The 20,041-nt window shown below is 60.6% G+C and carries 24 protein-coding genes; 10 read left to right on the top strand and 14 right to left on the bottom strand.

Features of this window, described 5'->3' with window-relative positions; translation table 11 throughout:
* Positions 1-253 precede the first annotated feature (253 nt).
* Positions 254-673, top strand: coding sequence for an organic hydroperoxide resistance protein (locus tag L6D82_RS13740; protein WP_236189636.1), 420 nt, complete (start codon positions 254-256; stop codon positions 671-673).
* A 33-nt stretch (positions 674-706) separates the two neighbouring features.
* A complete protein-coding gene (locus L6D82_RS13745; RefSeq protein WP_085647565.1) occupies positions 707-1,720 on the top strand; it encodes an alpha/beta hydrolase in 1,014 nt (337 codons plus the stop codon).
* Between the two features lie 65 nt (positions 1,721-1,785).
* Here the strand turns inward: L6D82_RS13745 and L6D82_RS13750 are convergent, their stop codons facing one another.
* The gene (locus L6D82_RS13750) at positions 1,786-2,355 is read right to left on the bottom strand and encodes an elongation factor P (protein ID WP_007955690.1); all 570 of its coding nucleotides are present in this window, start codon (positions 2,353-2,355) and stop codon (positions 1,786-1,788) included.
* Positions 2,356-2,403: 48 nt separating this feature from the next.
* Positions 2,404-3,546, bottom strand: coding sequence for an elongation factor P maturation arginine rhamnosyltransferase EarP (earP, locus tag L6D82_RS13755; RefSeq protein ID WP_236189647.1), 1,143 nt, complete (start codon positions 3,544-3,546; stop codon positions 2,404-2,406).
* Positions 3,547-3,670: 124 nt separating this feature from the next.
* Between earP and L6D82_RS13760 the strand changes: the two genes are divergently transcribed.
* Positions 3,671-4,078, top strand: a complete 408-nt coding sequence (locus L6D82_RS13760; RefSeq protein WP_039770468.1) for a hypothetical protein — start codon at positions 3,671-3,673, stop codon at positions 4,076-4,078.
* Between the two features lie 2 nt (positions 4,079-4,080).
* Positions 4,081-4,563 carry a GreA/GreB family elongation factor gene (locus L6D82_RS13765; RefSeq protein WP_085744974.1) on the top strand — a complete coding sequence of 161 codons (483 nt, stop codon included), beginning with the start codon at positions 4,081-4,083 and terminating at the stop codon, positions 4,561-4,563.
* Between the two features lie 8 nt (positions 4,564-4,571).
* On the opposite strand, the gene cysB is transcribed toward L6D82_RS13765, so the two are convergent.
* From cysB to L6D82_RS13790, 5 genes are all read right to left on the bottom strand, one after another.
* Positions 4,572-5,546 (bottom strand): HTH-type transcriptional regulator CysB, encoded by a 975-nt coding sequence (gene cysB / locus L6D82_RS13770; protein WP_007955684.1) that lies wholly within the window; start codon positions 5,544-5,546, stop codon positions 4,572-4,574.
* A gap of 113 nt (positions 5,547-5,659) precedes the next feature.
* Positions 5,660-6,163: a universal stress protein gene (locus L6D82_RS13775; protein WP_007955683.1), complete on the bottom strand. Its 504-nt coding sequence runs from the start codon at positions 6,161-6,163 to the stop codon at positions 5,660-5,662.
* A 98-nt stretch (positions 6,164-6,261) separates the two neighbouring features.
* Positions 6,262-7,167, bottom strand: a complete 906-nt coding sequence (locus L6D82_RS13780; protein WP_007955682.1) for a 5'-nucleotidase — start codon at positions 7,165-7,167, stop codon at positions 6,262-6,264.
* A gap of 23 nt (positions 7,168-7,190) precedes the next feature.
* Positions 7,191-8,147: a putative 2-dehydropantoate 2-reductase gene (locus L6D82_RS13785; protein ID WP_176240460.1), complete on the bottom strand. Its 957-nt coding sequence runs from the start codon at positions 8,145-8,147 to the stop codon at positions 7,191-7,193.
* Positions 8,144-8,530, bottom strand: a complete 387-nt coding sequence (locus tag L6D82_RS13790) for a thioredoxin family protein (RefSeq protein ID WP_085744977.1) — start codon at positions 8,528-8,530, stop codon at positions 8,144-8,146. Before L6D82_RS13790 ends, L6D82_RS13785 begins: the two co-directional genes overlap by 4 nt.
* On the opposite strand from L6D82_RS13790, the gene L6D82_RS13795 reads away from it, so the two are divergent.
* Positions 8,529-8,957, top strand: a complete 429-nt coding sequence (locus L6D82_RS13795) for a PilZ domain-containing protein (protein ID WP_236189649.1) — start codon at positions 8,529-8,531, stop codon at positions 8,955-8,957. The genes L6D82_RS13790 and L6D82_RS13795 overlap by 2 nt on opposite strands.
* Positions 8,958-9,102: 145 nt before the next feature.
* Positions 9,103-10,179 carry a 3-deoxy-7-phosphoheptulonate synthase gene (locus L6D82_RS13800; protein WP_011335309.1) on the top strand — a complete coding sequence of 359 codons (1,077 nt, stop codon included), beginning with the start codon at positions 9,103-9,105 and terminating at the stop codon, positions 10,177-10,179.
* 68 nt (positions 10,180-10,247) lie between these two features.
* On the opposite strand, the gene L6D82_RS13805 is transcribed toward L6D82_RS13800, so the two are convergent.
* Positions 10,248-10,529, bottom strand: a complete 282-nt coding sequence (locus L6D82_RS13805; RefSeq protein WP_007955658.1) for a GNAT family N-acetyltransferase — start codon at positions 10,527-10,529, stop codon at positions 10,248-10,250.
* 639 nt (positions 10,530-11,168) lie between these two features.
* Between L6D82_RS13805 and oprI the strand changes: the two genes are divergently transcribed.
* Positions 11,169-11,420, top strand: a complete 252-nt coding sequence (gene oprI / locus L6D82_RS13810; RefSeq protein ID WP_003183784.1) for an outer membrane lipoprotei OprI — start codon at positions 11,169-11,171, stop codon at positions 11,418-11,420.
* Positions 11,421-11,543: 123 nt separating this feature from the next.
* Here oprI and L6D82_RS13815 read toward each other — a convergent pair whose 3' ends face one another.
* The 3 genes from L6D82_RS13815 to L6D82_RS13825 all read right to left on the bottom strand — a co-directional run bounded on the left by L6D82_RS13815 (position 11,544) and on the right by L6D82_RS13825 (position 13,622).
* Entirely contained in the window at positions 11,544-12,515 is a 972-nt protein-coding gene (locus tag L6D82_RS13815) for a L,D-transpeptidase family protein (RefSeq protein WP_085744978.1), read from the bottom strand.
* A gap of 150 nt (positions 12,516-12,665) precedes the next feature.
* Complete coding sequence (locus tag L6D82_RS13820) at positions 12,666-12,959, bottom strand: hypothetical protein (protein WP_007955656.1); 294 nt, start codon at positions 12,957-12,959, stop codon at positions 12,666-12,668.
* 57 nt (positions 12,960-13,016) lie between these two features.
* Positions 13,017-13,622: an arylesterase gene (locus L6D82_RS13825; protein ID WP_007955652.1), complete on the bottom strand. Its 606-nt coding sequence runs from the start codon at positions 13,620-13,622 to the stop codon at positions 13,017-13,019.
* A gap of 10 nt (positions 13,623-13,632) precedes the next feature.
* On the opposite strand from L6D82_RS13825, the gene L6D82_RS13830 reads away from it, so the two are divergent.
* The 3 genes from L6D82_RS13830 to greB are packed head-to-tail and all read left to right on the top strand — an operon-like array spanning position 13,633 to position 17,352.
* On the top strand, positions 13,633-14,316 hold the full coding sequence (locus L6D82_RS13830; protein ID WP_007955651.1) for an ABC transporter ATP-binding protein: 684 nt from the start codon (positions 13,633-13,635) through the stop codon (positions 14,314-14,316).
* A complete protein-coding gene (locus tag L6D82_RS13835; protein ID WP_236189651.1) occupies positions 14,316-16,820 on the top strand; it encodes an ABC transporter permease in 2,505 nt (834 codons plus the stop codon). Before L6D82_RS13830 ends, L6D82_RS13835 begins: the two co-directional genes overlap by 1 nt.
* A gap of 34 nt (positions 16,821-16,854) precedes the next feature.
* The gene (gene greB / locus L6D82_RS13840) at positions 16,855-17,352 is read left to right on the top strand and encodes a transcription elongation factor GreB (protein WP_039770483.1); all 498 of its coding nucleotides are present in this window, start codon (positions 16,855-16,857) and stop codon (positions 17,350-17,352) included.
* Between the two features lie 3 nt (positions 17,353-17,355).
* On the opposite strand, the gene L6D82_RS13845 is transcribed toward greB, so the two are convergent.
* The 3 genes from L6D82_RS13845 to L6D82_RS13855 form a co-directional block, all read right to left on the bottom strand.
* On the bottom strand, positions 17,356-17,664 hold the full coding sequence (locus L6D82_RS13845) for a hypothetical protein (RefSeq protein ID WP_039770484.1): 309 nt from the start codon (positions 17,662-17,664) through the stop codon (positions 17,356-17,358).
* Positions 17,665-17,914: 250 nt separating this feature from the next.
* Positions 17,915-18,349, bottom strand: a complete 435-nt coding sequence (locus tag L6D82_RS13850; RefSeq protein ID WP_007950955.1) for a DoxX family protein — start codon at positions 18,347-18,349, stop codon at positions 17,915-17,917.
* 107 nt (positions 18,350-18,456) lie between these two features.
* Positions 18,457-19,878, bottom strand: a complete 1,422-nt coding sequence (locus L6D82_RS13855; protein WP_236189668.1) for an MltF family protein — start codon at positions 19,876-19,878, stop codon at positions 18,457-18,459.
* Between the last annotated feature and the right edge of the window lie 163 nt (positions 19,879-20,041).

The raw sequence follows: 20,041 nt of genomic DNA on the forward strand, positions 1-20,041 counted from the left end.
CGCAGCCTTGCGCCTGCAGGCTAATCGCACCTTCCCCGCTGATCCCCGAAAATTTTTTTCCTCTCGTTTCACACTAAAAAAACCTTCTATATCAAAAGCTTGGGATCACGACCCTACCCGATCCAAGTGACCATTCGCGCGTTCTTCAAAAAATTTATCTTGCGCGCTAAATATTAGCGAAGTACATTTACTTCGCACCTAGTTAGCGCGCAAACAATTAGCGCAACGAACCACACTCAATGAGGCTCACACTATGCAAACTCTCTACACCGCAATCGCAACCTCCACTGGCGGCCGTGACGGTCGTGCGATCTCCAGCGACAACACCCTCGACGTCAAACTCGCCACCCCGAAAGAACTCGGCGGTGCCGGCGGCGCAGCTACCAACCCTGAGCAACTGTTCGCCGCCGGCTACTCGGCCTGCTTCATCGGTGCCCTGAAATTCGTCGCCAGCCAGACCAAACGCAAAATTCCGGACGACGCCTCGATCACCGCTCACGTCGGCATCGGCCAGATTCCTGGCGGTTTCGGTCTGGACATCGACCTGCACATCAGTCTGCCAGGCCTGGAACAGGCAGACGCACAAAGCCTGGTCGACGCTGCCCACCAGGTCTGCCCGTACTCCAACGCCACTCGCGGCAACGTTGATGTGCGTCTGCACGTCACCGTGTAATCACTGACACTCAGGCCCGTACAGGAAATGAACATGAACACTTTCAGCAAAGTCTTGACCGGTACCCTTCTCGCCCTGTCCATCCACAGCGCATTTGCCGGGGAGGTTGAACACAACACCCAGGCGTTTCTCGATGTGCTGAATGCCGGCACCGGCAAACCGATGGAACAGATGACGCCCAAGGATGCCCGCGCCGTGCTGACGGGCGCGCAGTCCGGGGTCAAACTGACGCTGCCCAAAGCGGACGTCAGCGAGAAGACCATCCAGGTCGATGGCCAACCGTTGAGCCTGACCATCGTCCGGCCGGCCGGGGTCAAGGGCGAGCTGCCGGTGTTCATGTTCTTCCACGGCGGCGGCTGGGTACTGGGGGATTTCCCGACCCACGAACGTCTGGTGCGGGATCTGGTGGTCGGCTCGGGTGCGGCGGCGGTGTTCGTCAACTACACCCCTTCGCCGGAAGCGCATTACCCGGTGGCGATCAACCAGGCTTACGCCGCGACCAAATGGGTGGCCGAACACGGTAAAGAGATCAACGTCGACGGCAAGCGTCTGGCGGTGGCGGGCAACAGCGTTGGCGGCAACATGGCGGCAGTCGTCGCCCTGATGGCCAAAGACAAAGGCACTCCGGCAATCAAATTCCAAGTGCTGCTGTGGCCGGTGACCGATGCCAATTTCGACACCGGTTCGTATAACCAGTACGCCGAGGGGCACTTCCTCACTCGCAACATGATGAAGTGGTTCTGGGACAACTACACCACCGACGCCAACCAGCGGAACGAGATCTACGCCTCGCCGCTGCGGGCCACCACCGCGCAATTGAAGGGTCTGCCGCCAGCGCTGGTGCAGACCGCCGGAGCCGACGTGCTGCGTGACGAAGGTGAAGCCTACGCCCGCAAACTCGACGAAGCCGGCGTGCCGGTGACCTCCGTGCGCTACAACGGCATGATCCACGACTACGGTTTGCTCAACGTGGTCAGCCAGGTGCCGGCGGTGCGTTCGGCGATGCTGCAGGCCTCGGAGGAGCTGAAACAGCACCTGAAGAAGTAATTTTCATCAGGCACAAAAAAGCCCGACTCAATGGTCGGGCTTTTTCTTTCCGCAAAAAGCAGTGCTTATTTGGCACGGCCTTTGTAGGAACCGCCTTCGCGGGTATCGATCTCGATCATGTCGCCGATTTCGATGAAGTCAGCAACCGACAGCTCGGTACCGTTCTTCAGTTTGGCAGGCTTCATCACCTTGCCGGAAGTGTCGCCGCGAGCGGAACCTTCGGTGTAGTCAACCTGACGCACGATGGTGGTCGGCAGCTCTACGGAAACCAGACGGCCTTCGAAGAATACGGCTTCGCAAACGTCGGTCATGCCTTCTTCCACGAATGGCAGAACGCTTTCGATGTCTTCGGCGTTCAGCTCGTACATAGTGTAGTCGGTGGTGTCCATGAACGTGTAGGAGTCACCGCTGATGAAGGACAGGGTCGCTTCTTTGCGATCCAGGATCACGTCGTCCAGCTTGTCGTCCGCACCGTAAACGGTTTCGGTCTTGTAACCGGTCAGCAGGTTCTTCAGCTTGGTCTTCATGATCGCGCTGTTACGGCCCGATTTGGTGAATTCAGCTTTCTGAACCAGCCAAGGATCGTTGTCGATACGGATCACGGTACCGGGTTTGAGTTCTTTACCAGTTTTCATTGCGAATATCCGAATTTGGATGGGATTTACAAAAATCTAGGCCGCGTATCATATCCAATTTCGGTAAAACTGTACCAGCGCCGTCGCAAGATCCGCCTGCAAGGCCTGTTCCAGACACCACGCGCGGGCATTTTCCTGCAGTTCGGGCCAGTGTTTGCGGGCCTCAAGCCAGTGGTCGCCGATAGGCTGCCCGGCACTCCAGGCACGCCAGAGACCGTTCATCGCCTCGGCGGCAACGGGCGAAAGACCTTTTGTGTAGAGCGCAAGGAATGCGTCGAGCTTGTCGAGATGGATGTCTTCGTCCTGCTGATAGATGTGCCACAGCATCGGCCGCCCCGCCCATTGCGCCCGGACAAACGAGTCCTCGCCGCGCACCGCGTTGAAATCGCAGCACCAGAGCAATTGATCGTATTGATCCTGACGGACGAACGGCAGCACCTGCACGGTCAGCGACTGACGAACATGCGTCGCCCCGACCGCCAGCGATTCCACTCCGAGCCAACGGGCGACATCACCGAGAATCCGCCCTTCCGGCACCAGCAGATGAGTGGGCATCGAGTCAGCGGCGAGCACATCCAGCCAACTGGCGAGTCCCGCATTCTCGTAGGCAAACAGCGAAATCAGTTGCGCACCGGGCGCAGGAATGATCCCCAGACCTTGCAGGAATTGTCGCTGCGCCTCGGGGTCCTGCTGAAACTGCTGACGCCGCTCCAGCAAACCGCTTTCACGCAACAGGCCGCCGGTGCCCGGCTGGAATCCCGGAAAGAAAAAGTACTTCTGCACCGACTTGTATTTCACCGACGGCAGTCCGTGGCAACCGACCACCCAGTCTTCGGCGCTGAGATAGTCGAGGTTCATCCACAACGGCGGTTTTTCCCGAGCGGCCATGGCGTCCATGTAGACGCTCGGCAACTGGCAGGCAAACGCGGCGATCACCACCTCGGCCGCCTCCGCTTCCTGCCATTCGGTCGGCCAGTGCCGGACTTCGACGCCCTGCTGCCATTGCTGATCGAGGCCGATGTCGATTTCGGGGCAGATGCGCTCGAAGGCGCGCAGGTCATCGACCCACAGCCGCACCGTCATTGCCTGCTCGCTGACCAGTTGCCGGGCCAGACGCCAGGTCACGCCGATGTCGCCGTAGTTGTCGACGACCGTACAAAAAATGTCCCAGCGGGTTTTCGGTTGCGGCATTCAAGGCTCCCGTTGGCAAAAGCGCCGATTGTCCGCATAAATGTCTCCATGCAGAAGAGCCGACGGCAATTAATCTTCGTGCGACAATCGCCACTCGCCCGCATTCATCCGCCAGGAGGCAGCCATGCCCTATCGTCCCAACCCGCGTCGCCCCTTGCCTGTTCAGCTTAGCGCGCTGCAATTGACCGGCAGCATTGCCCTGGGTCTGTGGCTGGGTTTCCTGGCCATTGCACTGACTTGCTGGCTCGCCTCACTACTCTTCAGCCGTCAGTTGCAGCCAGTGGCGGAAGCGGTGCAACAACTGAGCAAGCCTCCGGTAGCCGCCCAGCCGCAGCCAGAACCTGAGCCACAAAACCGCCTGTTCGAACAGTACGAAGAAAACCTGCGCAAAAACGAACAACAGGCACGCCTGGATCAGGCCCGTGGCAGCACACGTAATCTGTCGAACCCCAAATGCCAGTTCTGGCTGCAACAGGATCAGACGGCCCCGAGCGAAAAAAGCCGCGCCAATGTCCTGCAATTCTGCGATTGATCATGAATAAACAGATTGTTCACCAACTGATTCTCGACAAGCTGCGCGTCGATCTCGACATCGCCGAGCGCGCGGCGCAAACCGCCTACGAAACCGCGACCCACGAAGAGAACATCGCCGAAAACAAGTACGACACCCTGGGTCTTGAGGCGTCGTACCTGGCGGCGGGCCAGGCGAAACGGGTCGAGGAAATTCGTCAGTCACTGGCGCTGTGCCAGAACCTGACGCTGCGCGCGTATGACGATCAGCGGGGGATTGAAATCGGCGCCCTGCTCGGTCTGGAAGACGAAAAGGGTCGTGAACAATGGCTGTTTCTGGCGCCGGATGCGGCAGGTTTGAAGGTCGACGTGGTGGGTCAGCCGATTACCGTCATCACCCCGCGCTCGCCGCTGGGCAAAAGCCTGCTGGGCAAATTCGAGGGTGACGAGGTAGAGATTCTGGTGGCAGGCACCCGGCAACAGTTTGCTGTCACCGAGGTGCTGTAGACAGGGGCTTAGTGAACCGGCAGTTCGACGCCTTCGAACAGTTCTTCCAGTTCCTGCTTGTTGTGGCACTGAATGGCCTTGGCCATGACTTCGCGGGTAAGGTGCGGCGCGAACTTCTCGATGAAGTCGCACATGAAGCCGCGCAGGAAAGTACCGCGACGGAAACCGATCTTGGTCACGCTGGACTCGAACAGTTCGCTGGCATCGAGCACCACCAGATCGTTATCCAGTTTGGTGTCGACCGCCATTTTCGCCACGATGCCAACGCCCAGGCCCAGGCGCACGTAGGTTTTGATCACGTCGGCGTCGGCCGCGGTGAACACCACTTTCGGCGTCAGGCCGCGATGGCTGAAGGCTTCGTCGAGTTTCGAACGGCCGGTGAAACCGAACACGTAAGTCACGATCGGGTATTCGGCCAGCGCTTCGAGGGTCAGCTTCGGCAACTTGGTCAGCGGGTGGCCCTGAGGCACGACCACGCAACGATTCCAGCGGTAGCACGGCATCATCACCAGATCGCCGAACAACTCCAGTGCTTCGGTGGCAATGGCGAAATCGACGGTGCCGTCAGCGGCCATCTCGGCGATCTGCATCGGCGATCCCTGGTGCATGTGCAGCGCCACGTCCGGGTATTGCTTGATGAAGTTGCTGATCACCGGCGGCAGGGCATAACGCGCCTGGGTGTGGGTAGTGGCGATCGACAGGGTGCCTTTCTTCTCGTTGGAGAATTCCTGGGCGATCTGTTTGATGCTTTCGACCTTGCGCAGAATCTCGCCGGCGGTGGTGATGATGCGCTCGCCGGCTGGGGTGACGCGGGTCAGGTGCTTGCCGCTGCGGGCGAACACTTCGACGCCCAGTTCGTCTTCCAGCAGGCGGATCTGTTTACTGATGCCCGGTTGCGAGGTGTAGAGGCTTTGGGCTGTAGCGGAAACGTTGAGGTCGTGGTGCGCCACTTCCCAGATGTAGCGCAATTGTTGAAGCTTCATATGAATCCCTCAAAGCAGGTAGACGCCACGGGCATCAGCGACGGTATATAACTATATTAATGGTTTGAAGAATAAATCTAGAACTTTTTTATCAAAGTGCCATTATTCCTGCCTCAGCGATCCTCCCGACGCCGACGCTCCACCAGCGGCACCAGATAAACCGGCACCTTGGACAATTGCAGCAGCCGGGCCGCCGTTCGCCCCAAAGGTGTTTCCGCCCCGACCCCGTGGCTGTGACTTCCTACGATCAGCAAATCGACGGAGAGTTTCTGTACCTGATCGAGAATCACCTGTGACGGATCGCCCTGCAGCACCCGCACCGCGCGTATCCGCTGCAAGTCCTGCTCGCCCTCGTCCCCCAGTTCTTCACGAAAACTGTCGAGCACCCGCTGCTCGATATTGGCGATGACGGTTTTCAGACCCTGACTGTGAAATTCGTTCAACGCCTGTTCGTCGAGATAGCTCTGCAACACCGATTCGGCAAACAGCCCCATGGGTTCCACCGCGTGCACCACGTACAGATCGGCATTGAACGTTCGCGCCATTGCCAGGGCATGCTGCATCACTAACGGTGCGTACAGACCGAGGTCAGTGGCATACAGCATCGAACGAATCATATGACCTCCTCGCGTGCCAACATGGCGGAGATTTGATTCAGCTTAGCAGTGCCTTGACGACTACGGCGTGCGACGCAACGTCTTGAACCACGTGGGCTTTAGACCGCCGGTTCGTTGCTGATGCCGTGGGGCACGTGACCGGTCGCCACGACTTCCCGGGCCAGCTCGCAGTGGCCGGCCTGATCGTCGAAAAACACGTCGGCGGCGAAGGCTTCGAGGAACGCCGATTTGGTCAGGCCACCGAGAAACAGCGACTCGTCCAGACGAATGTCCCACTCGCGCAGTGTGCGGATCACCCGCTCATGGGCCGGCGCCGAACGCGCAGTGACCAGCGCGGTGCGGATCGGGCACTCCTCATCGGAGAACTCGCGCTGCAACAGATTGAGCGCCGCGAGAAAGCCCTTGAATGGCCCGCCGCGCAACGGTTCGCGAGCGGATTCACGCTCCTTGGCCTGGAAGGCTTCGAGGCCACCGGATTGATAGACGCGCTCCGATTCGTCGGAAAACAGCACGGCGTCACCGTCGAAGGCGATGCGCAACTCATCGCTGGCCGCACGACTGGCGCCGCCGGACAGAATGGTCGCCGCCGCGAAACCGGCATCCAGCGCAGCGCGCACATCTTCGGCATGGGTGGAGAGAAACAGATCGCAACCAAAGGCCTTCAGATACGGATAAGGACTGCGCCCGCCGACGAACGCCGCGCGGGAAATCGCCAGGCCGTAATGACCAATGGAGTTGAAGACGCGCAGGCCGGTATCAGCACTGTTGCGCGACACCAGAATCACCTCGACCCGGGCGCGGCCGAGGCGACTGTTGAGGTTGAGCAGTTTTTCCACCAGCGGAAAGGCATCGCCCGGCGCGAGAATTTCGTCTTCGTGATCGATCTGATATTGCCGGTAGGCTTCGACGCCACTCGACTCATACACCTTGTGGCTTTCGCTCAGGTCGAACAGGGCACGGGACGAGATCGCCAGCACCAGTTTGTCATCGATGTTCTTGGCCATGCCTTTCCCCCAGTGCGACCGGTTTAAACGTTACGCCGGTCGATAAAGCTCAATGTGCGATACAACGATTCGATTCGCGGCAACTCGCAGCCTGCCGCTTTTGCCGCCGCCAAAGGACGAGCGTAGATCGCCTCGAGCTCCAGCGGTCGCTTGTGCAAAAAGTCGTGGTACATGCTCGGCCAATAGTCGGGCATTTTCTCGGTCATCATGAACAGGTATTCGGCGTAACCGGGCGGCATGTCGTGACCGCAGGCCTTGGCGCCCTGCACCACTTCAGCCATCAGCGCCTGAATCAGTGCGCGGCTGTCAGTGTCGGCCATCAACGGCGTGGTGCCGGCACCGAGCAACACCGAAAGCCCGTTGTAGGGAATGTTCCAAACCAGTTTCTGCCAGCGCGCCTGATGCAGGTTCGGCATCGCCTGGGAATCGAGACCGGCGGCGCGGAACAGGCCGGCGCCCTCTTCGACGATTGCCATGCGCGCCGCATCATCCGGTGCCGGACCGCTGTGGTAACCGACGTTCACCGCCCCCAGCGCCTGATGGGTGATCTGCCCCGCCCCTTCGCGGTGGACGCAGATCAGGCACAAACCGCCCAGCAAATGCAGGGAGTCGGGCAACAACGCACGCAAGCTGTCTTCGACGTCGAGGCCGTTTTGCAGCACCAGCACTTTCGCGTCGGGTTTCGCCGCCTGAATGATCGACGGTGCCAGCCCGGCATTGCTGGTGGTCTTGGCGCCGACCAGCAGCCAGTCGCAGGGCGGCATGTCTTCTGCCGACGAATAGGCCTGCACCGGGTTCAGCGTCAAGGCGCCATGCACGGCGCTGTCCACCTGCAAGCCGCCCTCGGCGACTGCGGAAAATTCACTGCGCAACAGAAAGTGCACATCGAACCCGGCCCGGGCCAGCATCACCCCGTAAAACCCTCCGATGGCGCCGGTGCCGATAATCCCCACCACCGGTTTGTTCACTGCTCCCATCACGGCAACTCCTCTGCAATTCGACCCAGCGCCTGCGCCACGGCTGCGTTCAGCTCATCGACATTCAGGCGCGTGTGCACTGCCCCAAAGAACTCGCCGTCGCGCACCACAAACAGCGCCGGCAAATGAAAGACCTGATAACGCTCGACCAGTCCGCCGTTGTCGCCGGCATCGATCCAGCACACGCGATCGACGGCAAGATCGAGCCCCGGCAACACTTCGCGGGCATAGCGGCAACTGGCGCAGCCAACGCTGGTGAAAATCACCAGCGAAACGCCGTTCATCGCCAGCAGCCGTTGGTCGGCGTCAAAATCGGTCAGCTGCGATTCGACCACTATACTGGGGGAAACAATGTCAAATGGCCGACACAGGGAGTCTGTGCTCATGGGACGGTTTATTCCTCATCCGGATGATGTGCCCGTTGAACTGACCTTGCTCACACCGGAGTGTATTTCGCGTCAACGGCTGCACACTATCAGCCTCGGCGGCATCGCTTGCAATTACCACCGTGCCTGGCGCCATGGCACCGCCTTGCAGGTGCGCATGCCGACCATCAATGCCGATTTCGCCTATCCGGGCTATGTGGCCTGGTGCCTGCGTCGCAAAAAAGGTTATCTGGTCGGCATTGCATTCACTGATGAGCAGACGCTGTTCAGCGCGCGAATGCGTGAGCAGGTGTGTCAGATCGAGCGCTATTGCCGAATCAACGATGCCCACGATGACCTGCAGGATATCCAGGCGCGAGCCCTGCAATGGGTCGAACAACACGCCGAAGAGTTCTCCCACGACAGCGTTCGCAAGGCTTTCGCGTAACCATAGCTGGACTGAACAGTTACTTGCCCATTGTCTAGCAGGCGTCTAACGCGATAAGGTTCGGCTCCCCGACGCGCTTAAATCCGCTGTGCTCCGCCGCGCGGGGATCGCTGGCGGCCGGCACCCGTGACCTGACGAGTAAACGATGGCTGATTTACCGATCAACGACCTGAACGTCGCTTCCAACGAGACCCTGATCACTCCCGATCAGCTCAAGCGTGATATCCCTCTGAGCGACGCTGCCCTGCGCACCGTCACCAAGGGTCGCGAGGTCATCCGCAACATTCTCGATGGCACCGACCATCGTCTGTTCGTGGTGATCGGCCCCTGCTCGATCCACGACATCAAGGCTGCCCACGAATATGCCGATCGCCTGAAGGTGCTGGCGGCAGAAGTCTCGGACACCCTGTATCTGGTCATGCGCGTGTATTTCGAAAAGCCACGGACCACCGTCGGCTGGAAAGGCCTGATCAACGACCCGTACCTGGATGACTCGTTCAAGATCCAGGACGGTCTGCACATCGGTCGCCAGTTGCTGCTGGACCTGGCCGAGAAAGGCCTGCCGACCGCGACCGAAGCCCTCGACCCGATCTCCCCGCAGTATCTGCAGGACCTGATCAGCTGGTCGGCCATCGGCGCACGCACCACCGAATCCCAGACCCACCGAGAAATGGCTTCCGGCCTGTCCTCGGCGGTCGGTTTCAAGAACGGCACCGACGGCGGCCTGACCGTGGCGATCAACGCCTTGCAGTCGGTTTCCAGCCCGCACCGTTTCCTGGGCATCAACCAGGAAGGTGGCGTGTCGATCGTCACCACCAAGGGCAACGCCTACGGTCACGTGGTGCTGCGCGGTGGCAACGGCAAGCCGAACTACGATTCGGTCAGCGTCGCCCTGTGCGAGCAGGCGCTGAACAAGGCCAAGATCAAGCCGAACATCATGGTCGATTGCAGCCACGCCAACTCCAACAAGGATCCGGCCCTGCAACCGCTGGTGATGGAGAACGTCGCCAACCAGATTCTCGAAGGCAACCAGTCGATCATCGGCCTGATGGTCGAGAGTCACCTGAACTGGGGCTGCCAGGCGATCCCGAAAGACCTCGCCGACCTGCAATACGGCGTGTCGATCACCGATGCCTGCATCGACTGGTCCGCTACCGAAAACACCTTGCGCAGCATGCACGCCAAACTCAAGGATGTCCTGCCGAAACGTCAGCGCGGCTGACAGCCGTTTCGCAGGCATAAAAAAACGCCGGGCATTGCCCGGCGTTTTTGTGTGTGCGGTGAGGTCAGTCAGATCTTGGCGGTGCGCCGCTGGTGACGCTCCATGTAGCGCTCCACGTAGGAGCACGATGGAATGACCGTGTAGCCCATTTCATCGGCGTACTGCAACGCCCGTTCGGTCAGGGCTGCCGCGATGCCTCGGCCACGCAACGCGTTGGGCACGAAGGTGCGGTAGATATCCAGGGTCTGTTTCCCCAGATCCATATAGGTCAGGTAGGCACGATGACCGTCCACATTGGTCTCGAACTGATGACCAGCCTGGTCATGGTGGATGGACAACGCCTCGCTCATCACTACTCCTCGCGGGTCTCGAATTCTGACCCCTACCTTACCGATGTTTTCCCGGCGAAGGAACATCTACGCCACCCCGTGCCTGATGGACACCGAGAAGAACTGCACCGATCTCGCGCAACCCGAGCACGTATCAAATAGTAGGCACCATTGGCGAAAATGCTCAAGGTACGCTCGTCATCACGCAGATTGACGGGGGGCAGTTCCGGTGGACTCAGGGCGGGTTCGGGAGACAATCTTCCCGAGCCAAAAGGCTGAACATCGCCGGATGTTGAGACTTAAGACGAGCCCCCCGTTTTAAAGTCACCTCAACATGGACAAAGATATGCGAGGCGCTGCGCAAATTCGCAACAAAAGTGTGGACGAATCCATATAGACGCACTTTAGCCGTTACCTGCAAAACAGCGCACGACAACGGGAACTTTTTCTCAATAACTCGCTCATCTCGCGCCTTACAGCTGGATATTTTTTATACAGCCCAGTTAAAAGTTGCTCGAAAAAGAATCAACGCCTACAATTTTTTTTGCTTCTTGCCTCACGTCAGTTTACTTACTACAAGTAATGGGTAGTATGTACGCCGGCTATTTCCTCAATCGGAGGAGACAGCCACTTAATTGAAAGTCCTTGAAGGGGAACACGATGAACAACGTTCTGAAATTCTCTGCTCTGGCTCTGGCCGCAGTTCTGGCTACCGGTTGCAGCAGCGCATCGAAAGAAACCGAAGCACGTCTGACCGCTACTGAAGACGCAGCTGCTCGCTCCCAGGCTCGTGCAGACGAAGCTTACCGTAAAGCTGATGAAGCTCTGGCTGCTGCTCAAAAAGCACAACAGACTGCTGACGAAGCTAACGAGCGTGCTCTGCGCATGCTGGAAAAAGCTAGCCGCAAGTAATAGTCCTTCGGGATTGTTATCAAGCCGACCCATTTTTTGGGTCGGCTTTTTTGTGCCTGCAGTTTTCTGCGGGCAATAAAAAACCCGCCGCTGCGCAAGCCTCGGCGGGTTTTGTCTTTCAGCTTATTGCTGCAGGTCGATCGGTGCGCTGGAGACCATCGGTGCCGAAGTATTCGGCGTGCCGATTTCGGTTGGCAGGCCATCTTCAGCCGCCACCACATCACGCACCACATCCCAGTCCATGCGCAGGTTGTTGGTGATGTCTTCACGCTTGAGCATCGCGTTGATCACGGCGGTGTGCTTGTCGACCACCGACGGGTTGCCCTTGTCGTCGATCGGCGTGTGCGCTTCCAGGTAGATCTTGCCGCCACTGCGACCGAACTTGTACGCGTCGTTGAGAATCCGCACCGAAGTCCCCACCGGCACCATGCCGGCCATTTCCAGCACGTTGTTGTTGAACATGCGGAAGCAGCCGTGGCTGGTGCGCATGCCGATGCCGAACTTCTTGTTCGAACCGTGGATCAGGTAGCCCGGCGTGCCCAGGGTGAACTTGAACGGCCCCAGCGGGTTGTCAGGACCGGCCGGCACCACGTTCGGCAGCGGATCACCGTCGGCAGCGTGCTCGGCCTTGATCGAGGCAGGCGGCGTCCAGGTCGGATTCGGCGTCTTGGCGGTGATCGTGGTGTGCGCGATCGGCGAGCCCCAGCCTTCACGGCCGATACCCAGCGGGAAGGTGTACACCACGTTCCGGCCTTTCGGGTAGTAGTAGAGGCGGTATTCGGCCAGGTTGATCACGATGCCTTCGCGCGGGCCCGGTGGCAGGATGAAGCGGGTCGGCAGGACCACTTCGGTGCCGGCGCCCGGCAACCAGGCATCGACGCCCGGGTTGGCCGCGACCATTTCCGAATAGCCCAGATCGTAGGTGGTGCCCAGATCGGCAAAGGTGTCTTCGTACTTGGCCTTGATCACCTGCACCTGGCCGATGATGTCTTCACCGGGTGGTGGCAGGGGAAACTCCAGTGCAGCAACGGGACCGGCCACACACAGGGCGGCAAGAGACAGGCAGCGGGTGACGGCAGGAAAACGCGGCAACATCCGGAGAATCCTTCGCAAGATCGACAAGGGTAATAAGAACGCGATTGTACACCGCGTCCAGAGAATTCGGGGAGATGCGCCGATGGGCTGGCAAACTCTTCATGATTGAAGCTGCCGCCCGCCCGGACTGCATTCGGAAGATGCCTGCGCTTAAAGCTCGAATCGCAACTCGGGCCAGATCGGCGAGGTGCCGCGCTTCTGCGATTCGAGGATCGCCCGGCACAGCGAACACAGGCGCTGATCCTGGAACACCCGGCGATCCACGCTCGACCAGCGCGGTTGCGCCGGCAGCAGACTGCCGCACAGGGTTCGGTCAGCCGAGCCACCGAGCTCCAGTTGACGGGTCACCAGATGCACTCGCACTTCCTGGCAGGCGAACAGATCCAGCTGTTCGTCAGGCTCGATCAGTTGGTAGGCGAACAGGGACCAGGCAGAACGCGGCATCGGGGGCTCCAAATTAGGGGGCGCCACATTAGCCGAAAGCCTGCCGCTAGAAAAGCCTCATAACAGCGGTTTTAGCGTCGGCCAGACATTTTCCAGCAACTTGCCCTGAGCCCCGGCCGCCGGGTGCAGACCGTCGGCCTGCATCAAGTCCGGATGCCCGCCCACACCGTCGAGGAAAAACGGCACCAGCGGGATTTTTTTCTCCTCGGCGAGCTTGCCGTAGACCTCGGCAAAGGCATCCGTGTAACGCTTGCCGTAGTTGGGTGGCAACTGCATGCCGAGCAACAACACCTTGGCACCGCTTTGGCGGGAGCTGTCGATCATCGAAGCAAGATTTTGTTGCAATTGCGTCGGCGGCATTCCGCGCAGGCCATCGTTGCCGCCCAATTCGAGGATCACCAGTTCCGGTTTGTGCTCTGCAAGCAGCGCCGGCAGCCGCGCCTGGCCTCCGGCACTGGTGTCGCCACTGATGGATGCATTGACCACTTTGTCGTCAAAACCTTCGGTCTTGAGCCGCTGTTCGAGCAACGACACCCACCCCAGCCGGGTATCCAGTCCGAAACCGGCGCTGATACTATCGCCAACGATCAGGACTGTACCCGCCGCTGCGTTCTGGGCCATGCACATCAAGGCCAGGCCAGCACTCAAAAACCACACACGCATCGGATTCTCCATGGGCGCAAGCATTCTCACCGCGAAGAACCTTAGCAAAGTGGTTCCCAGCGCGGAAGGTGAACTGACCATCCTGCACGAACTCAGCCTGGAACTGAACAAGGGCGACAGCCTGGCCATCGTCGGCGCGTCCGGTTCCGGCAAATCCACCCTGCTCGGTCTGCTTGCGGGCCTTGACCTGCCGAGCAGCGGCGAAGTAACGCTCGCCGGGCAAGGCCTGAGCAATCTCGACGAAGACCAGCGCGCGCGCATTCGCGCCGAACACGTAGGCTTCGTCTTTCAGTCGTTCCAGCTGCTGGACAGCCTCAACGCGCTGGAAAACGTCATGCTGCCGCTGGAGCTCGACGGCCGCAAAGACGCTCGAAGCCGCGCCACCGAATTGCTGCAACGGGTCGGCCTTGGCCAGCGCCTGACTCACTCGCCACGCCAGCTCTCCGGTGGTGAGCAGCAGCGCGTCGCGATTGCCCGGGCGTTCGCCGCCGAGCCGGACGTGCTGTTCGCCGACGAACCCACCGGCAACCTCGACAGCCACACCGGCGAGCGCATCAGCGACTTGCTGTTCGAATTGAACAAGGAACGCGGCACCACCCTGGTGCTGGTGACCCACGACGAACGCCTGGCCCATCGTTGCCGGCGTCTGATCCGTCTTGAAGCCGGCCTGTTGGTCGCCCCTCTGGAGCCTTGATGGCACGTCTGCCGCTGTTGCGTCTGTTCAGTCTCGCCCTGCGCCAACTGATGCGCGATGCCCGCGCCGGTGAACTGCGGGTACTGTTTTTCGCCTTGGTCGTGGCAGTCGCGGCGAGTACCGCGATCGGCTATTTCGGTGCCCGCCTCAACGGCGCGATGATGCTGCGCGCCACCGAGTTTTTAGGCGCCGACCTGTCGCTCGAAGGCAGTTCGCCGGCCCGGCTGGAACAGATCCGGAGCGGCACCGAGCTGCGTCTGGATCATGCGCAGGTGGTGGAGTTTTCCAGCGTCATCGCCACGGACAACGGCATTCAGCTCTCCAGCATCAAAGCGGTCGACCGCGCCTATCCGCTGCGCGGCGAGCTGAAAAGCGCTCTCGCCCCTTACGCGACAGAAGAAACGGGAGGCGAGCCGCAGCCCGGTGAAGCCTGGGTCGAAGCGCGCCTGCTGACGGCGCTGGACCTGAAGATCGGCGACAGCATCGACGTCGGCATGAAGACGTTGAAACTGACGCGAGTGCTGACCTACGAACCGGATCGCGCCGGCAACTTCTACAGCCTGACGCCACGGGTGCTGATCAACCTCGACGACCTCGCCGCGACCGGCGTGGTGCAACCCGGCAGCCGGGTGAGTTACCGAGAACTGTGGCGCGGAGAGCCGCAGGCGCTGGAAACCTATCGCCAGCTAATCAAACCGGGACTCGCGGCCAACCAGCGGATTCAGGATGCCCGCGATGGCAACCGGCAGATCGGCGGTGCACTGGGCAAGGCCGAACGCTATCTGAACATGGCCAGTCTGGTTGCCGTGCTTCTGGCCGGTGTCGCGGTGGCGCTATCGGCGAACCGCTTCGCCAGCCGGCGTTTCGATGCCAGCGCCCTGCTGCGTTGCCTGGGCTTGTCGCGCCGGGAAACCTTGGTGCTGTTCAGTCTGCAACTGACGGTGCTCGGCCTGCTCGCCAGCCTCAGCGGCGCCCTGCTCGGCTGGCTCGCGCAATTGGGATTGTTCGCGCTGCTGCATGATCTGCTACCGACCGACGTACCGCCGGGTGCCTTGTTGCCGGCACTGGCCGGAATCGGCACCGGGCTGGTGGCGCTGGCCGGTTTCGCCCTGCCACCGCTCGCCGCGCTGGGCCGCGTGCCGCCGCTGCGGGTATTGCGTCGGGACATGCTGCCGATTCCATCGAGCACCTGGATGGTCTATGGCGCGGCACTCGGCGCGCTCGGGTTGATCATGTGGCGCCTGAGTCTGGACCTGCTGCTGACGTTCGCCCTGCTCGGCGGCGGTGTGGTCGCCGCGCTGGTGCTCGGCGGCTTGCTGCTGTTGCTGCTGCAAAGCCTGCGTCGCCTGCTTGCGCGCGCGTCCTTGCCGTGGCGTCTCGGGCTGGGTCAGTTGTTGCGCCATCCTTTGGCGGCGGCTGGCCAGTCATTGGCCTTCGGGCTGATTCTGCTGTCCATGGCGTTGATTGCACTGCTGCGCGGTGAACTGCTCGACACCTGGCAAAACCAGTTGCCGAAGAACGCACCCAACTATTTCGCCCTGAACATCCTGCCGGCCGACAAACAGGCCTTCACCGATCACCTGATCAATGTCTCGGCCCAGGCCGCGCCGTTGTATCCGGTGGTACCGGGACGGCTGATCAGCATCAATGGCGAAGCGGTGCAGCAGATCGTCAGCAAGGATTCGGCCGGCGACCGCGCGATCCAGCGCGACCTGAGCCTGACCTGGGCGGCGGATCTGCCGGCGGGCAACAAGATCACCGCCGGTTCGTGGTGGACCGGGCAACCTTCGGATGACGTTCCGGGCGTTTCGGTGGAAGGCAAGGTGGCCGAGAGTCTCAAGCTCAAACTCGGCGATCACATGGTGTTCAGCGTCGGCGGGGTCAATCGCGAAGCGAAGGTCACCAGTTTGCGGGAGATCAACTGGGACAACTTCCAGCCGAACTTCTTCATGATCTTCCAGCCCGGCACCCTGAAGGATCTGCCGGCGACCTACCTGACAAGCTTCTATCTGGCACCCGGTCACGATCAGCAGATTGTCGAGCTGTCCCGAGCATTCCCGGCAGTGACCATCCTGCAGGTCGAAGCCTTGCTCGAACAGCTGCGCAGCATCCTTGCCCAGGTCACCCTGGCGGTGGAGTATGTGTTGTTGTTTGTGTTGGCGGCGGGGATGGCGGTGCTGTTTTCCGGTTTGCAGGCAACCCTGGATGAGCGCATTCGCCAGGGTGCGCTGTTGCGTGCGCTGGGGGCCGAGCGGCAGTTGCTGATCAAGGCGCGACGGATCGAGTTCGGCTTGCTCGGCGCGGTCAGCGGATTGTTCGCGGCGATCGGTTCGGAAGTGGTGAGTCTGGTGCTGTATCGCTTTGCCTTCGACCTGCCATGGCATCCCCATCCGTGGTTGCTGCTGTTGCCGTTGATCGGCGCGGCGCTGATCGGTGGCGCCGGGGTGTTCGGCACGCGGCGTGCGCTGAACGCCAGCCCGCTGACAGTGTTACGCGAGGGTTGATAGACTCCAGCCGTCTTAATCACAAGAAGTTGCCATGAGCCGTTATCGCCCTCCCCGCACCGCCGGCACCGCGCTGATCACCCCCGAAGGTGAAGCGCGGATGCGCGCCGAATTCCATGAGCTTTGGCACGTGCGCCGCCCGCAGGTGACGCAATCGGTCAGCGAAGCGGCGGCTCAGGGTGATCGTTCGGAAAATGCCGAGTACACCTACGGCAAGAAAATGCTGCGCGAGATCGACAGCCGCGTGCGTTTTCTCACCAAACGCCTTGAGGCGTTGAAAGTGGTCAGCGAAAAACCGAGTGATCCGAACAAGGTCTACTTCGGCGCCTGGGTGACCATCGAAGACGAGGACGGCAAACAATCGCGCTATCGCATCGTCGGCCCGGACGAACTGGACCTGAAACTCGGCCTGATCAGCATCGACTCACCGCTGGCCCGCGCCCTGATCGGCAAGGCGCTGGATGCTGAAGTGCGGGTACAGACGCCGACCGGCGAACAATTCGTCTACATCGTGGCGATCGAATATCCCTGACGCTCAGCGCCGGGTGATCAGGCCCTGGCGTGCGACGCGGGTCAGTTGGCGAATCATTTCCGGCGCCTCTTCATGGCTCGGGGCCTGAATGACGGCCAAATCGAAACTGTCATCGGCAAAACGCGCCAGCGACTCACCGTCTTCAACGAACTGGATCAGGAAGGCGGCAGGACCACCGCTGCGGCGTGGCCAGCCATCGAGATAACGCAACAGCGTTGGCTGATGTTTGCCGCCAAGCAGGATTTTCGGATTGCGCTGGGTGATGTGTGCCGTGATCGGCGCGGGACGTGCTGGAGGGCGTAGTGCATTCATCGTGTCGTGTCTCTGCCTCAAAAGTCTGCATGGCAGGTGAGAGGCAACACCGAACCAGCGCTTTAGCGGTATTTCGAAGCCCTGTTCCGGCTTCTGACGGCAACTGAAGAATAGTCACCTGGCGCCCCGCAAGTAGCTGTTTAAATCGGCGCATGAGCGGCATCCTAGAGAACGTGACCGGCCAGTGTCAAGAATCAGCCGCAACAAAAAAGGCCCGCACAATGCGGGCCTTTTGCTTGAGACAGAGCCTTCAACCGGCGATGGCGCGATCCACCGAGAGCTTGCCGGCGCCTTCGATCAGCACCGCGAGGCTACCGCCGAGCAGGGCCAGAGCGAACTCGTAACCGTTGTTGGCCATGAACAGACCGTTGCTGATGTGCACGGTGAAGATCGCCACCAGCGACAGGAAGGTCAGGCCCAGTGCCGCCGGGCGAACCAGCAGGCCGATGATCAGCGCCAGACCGGCGAAGAACTCGGTACCGCCGGCCAAGGTGGCCATCAGGTAACCCGGGGTCAGGCCGATGCTTTCCATGTATTGCGCAGTGCCCGCCAGGCCGTAGCCACCGAACAGGCCGAAGAGTTTCTGCGAGCCGTGGGCGGCGAAGATCACGCCGACGGCAATGCGCAGAATGGTCAGACCGTAGCCGGCGCGGGTGAACAGAACCTTGTTGATCAGAGAGCTCATGTTGCGTTTCCTTGTTGTCAGAAGTGCTTGTTGGTTGGCCGCTATATTAATCAGTTAATTTCATGTTAAAAGCGCAAAAATTCCGCCATAACAATCAATTTATTAGATCATTTGCGTGAAACCACTTTCTGCCCTCCGGGCTCCAACGACTCCCGCTCCCGGTCGAACGCCAAGTAATACTTGTTCACGCTATTAACATAGCTGACGGCCCCCATTCCCACCTGCTCCATGGCGATGCGCTCGACCTGGAAGAACCACTGATTGGGGTTCAGGCCGCGACGCCGCGCTTCGGCACGCATGCCTTGCACCCGCTCCGGGCCGATGTTGTACGCCGCCAGAGTGAACGCCATGCGCTCGCGCTCGTTGAGCTTGGGGCTGTTGAAGAACTTGCGGCGGATCATCGCCAGGTACTTGGCCCCGGCCTGCACATTCGCATCGAGATTCTGGATATTGTTGACGCCGACTCGCTGCGCGGCGGACGGCGTGATCTGCATCAGCCCGGTCGGGCCGCTGCCGTTGCGCGCGTTGGGCTGTAGCGCCGACTCCTTGAAGGCCAGCGCCGCCAGGTTGAGCCAATCCATGTTTTGCGCTTCGGCGTGCTTCTGCAGGGTCGGGCGCAATTTCTCCAGGCGCTGGCGGTCAGCCTTGGCCAACGGATAGTGCACCTGATAGAGACGGCGATAGATCCGCAGGAACGCCGCATCTTCGTTCGACGGTTTGTTGTAGCCGGTCAGGAAGCGGTCGATGCTGGCCCGCAACATCGAGGCATCACGGCGCACGAACCAGTATTCCTCGCCCGGTTCGCTGATCATCACCTGACGGTCGAAACGCAGCTTGGGCAGGATCTTGCCCCACCGCTCGGCAATCGGTTGCTCGACGATGGTCAAGTGGAAGATCCCGCCCTGAACCATCTCCAGCACGTCCTCGACCGCCAGCGTCGGATCGACCCATTCGATCTTGATCGGCGCCAGTTTGTGCAGCGCCAGTTTCTGGTTGAGCTGACTGACCGCCTCTCCCGCCGCACTGCCGGTGGGCAGCGCCAGGGTTTTGCCGGCCAGTTGCTCGACATTGGTGTAGCGTTTTTCACCCTTGATGCCGACCAGCACCAGCGGCACGTTGCTGGCAATCGGCTCGCTGCTGGCGACCGCGTGGCCCGGTTGCAGCTCGAGCAGTTCACCCGGCGCCACCAGATCGCCTTCGCCGCGCTGCAACGCGCCGAGCAGTTGATCCTTGGCTTTGGGGATGATCTTGAGGGTGATTTCCTGGCCATCGCGAGCGTGGCCATTGAGGTATTGCTCGAAGGCGCGCAGCCGGTGGTATTCGATGCCGATGGCCTGGCCCTGAACTTCGCCGGAGCTGTTGCGGCTCTGGTTGACCAGCACCCGCAACACGCGGCTGCTGCGGATTTCGGTCAGGTCGCGAACCTTGGCGGCCGGCACGGCTTGCAGCGGCCCGGGCAGCCGCGCGACCGCCGTCATCGGCAGCAGCAGCGAACCACACAGCAGGAGCAAAACCGAGGGACGAACCATCCACTCTCCGGAAAGAATACGGGGCGTTTTTACCGCTGAGCGGTCGCAAAACACCGACGAAAACAGAGCGCCTGGAGCGCTGATAAAGTGCGAGAGACTGGCACAGTGATGGCAACTCTGCCAACCCGGCCTGCTACGCGGCCTCAACAGACAGCCATAAGCC

This window comes from Pseudomonas paraglycinae, assembly GCF_021601625.1.
Taxonomy (GTDB): Bacteria; Pseudomonadota; Gammaproteobacteria; order Pseudomonadales; family Pseudomonadaceae; genus Aquipseudomonas; species Aquipseudomonas paraglycinae.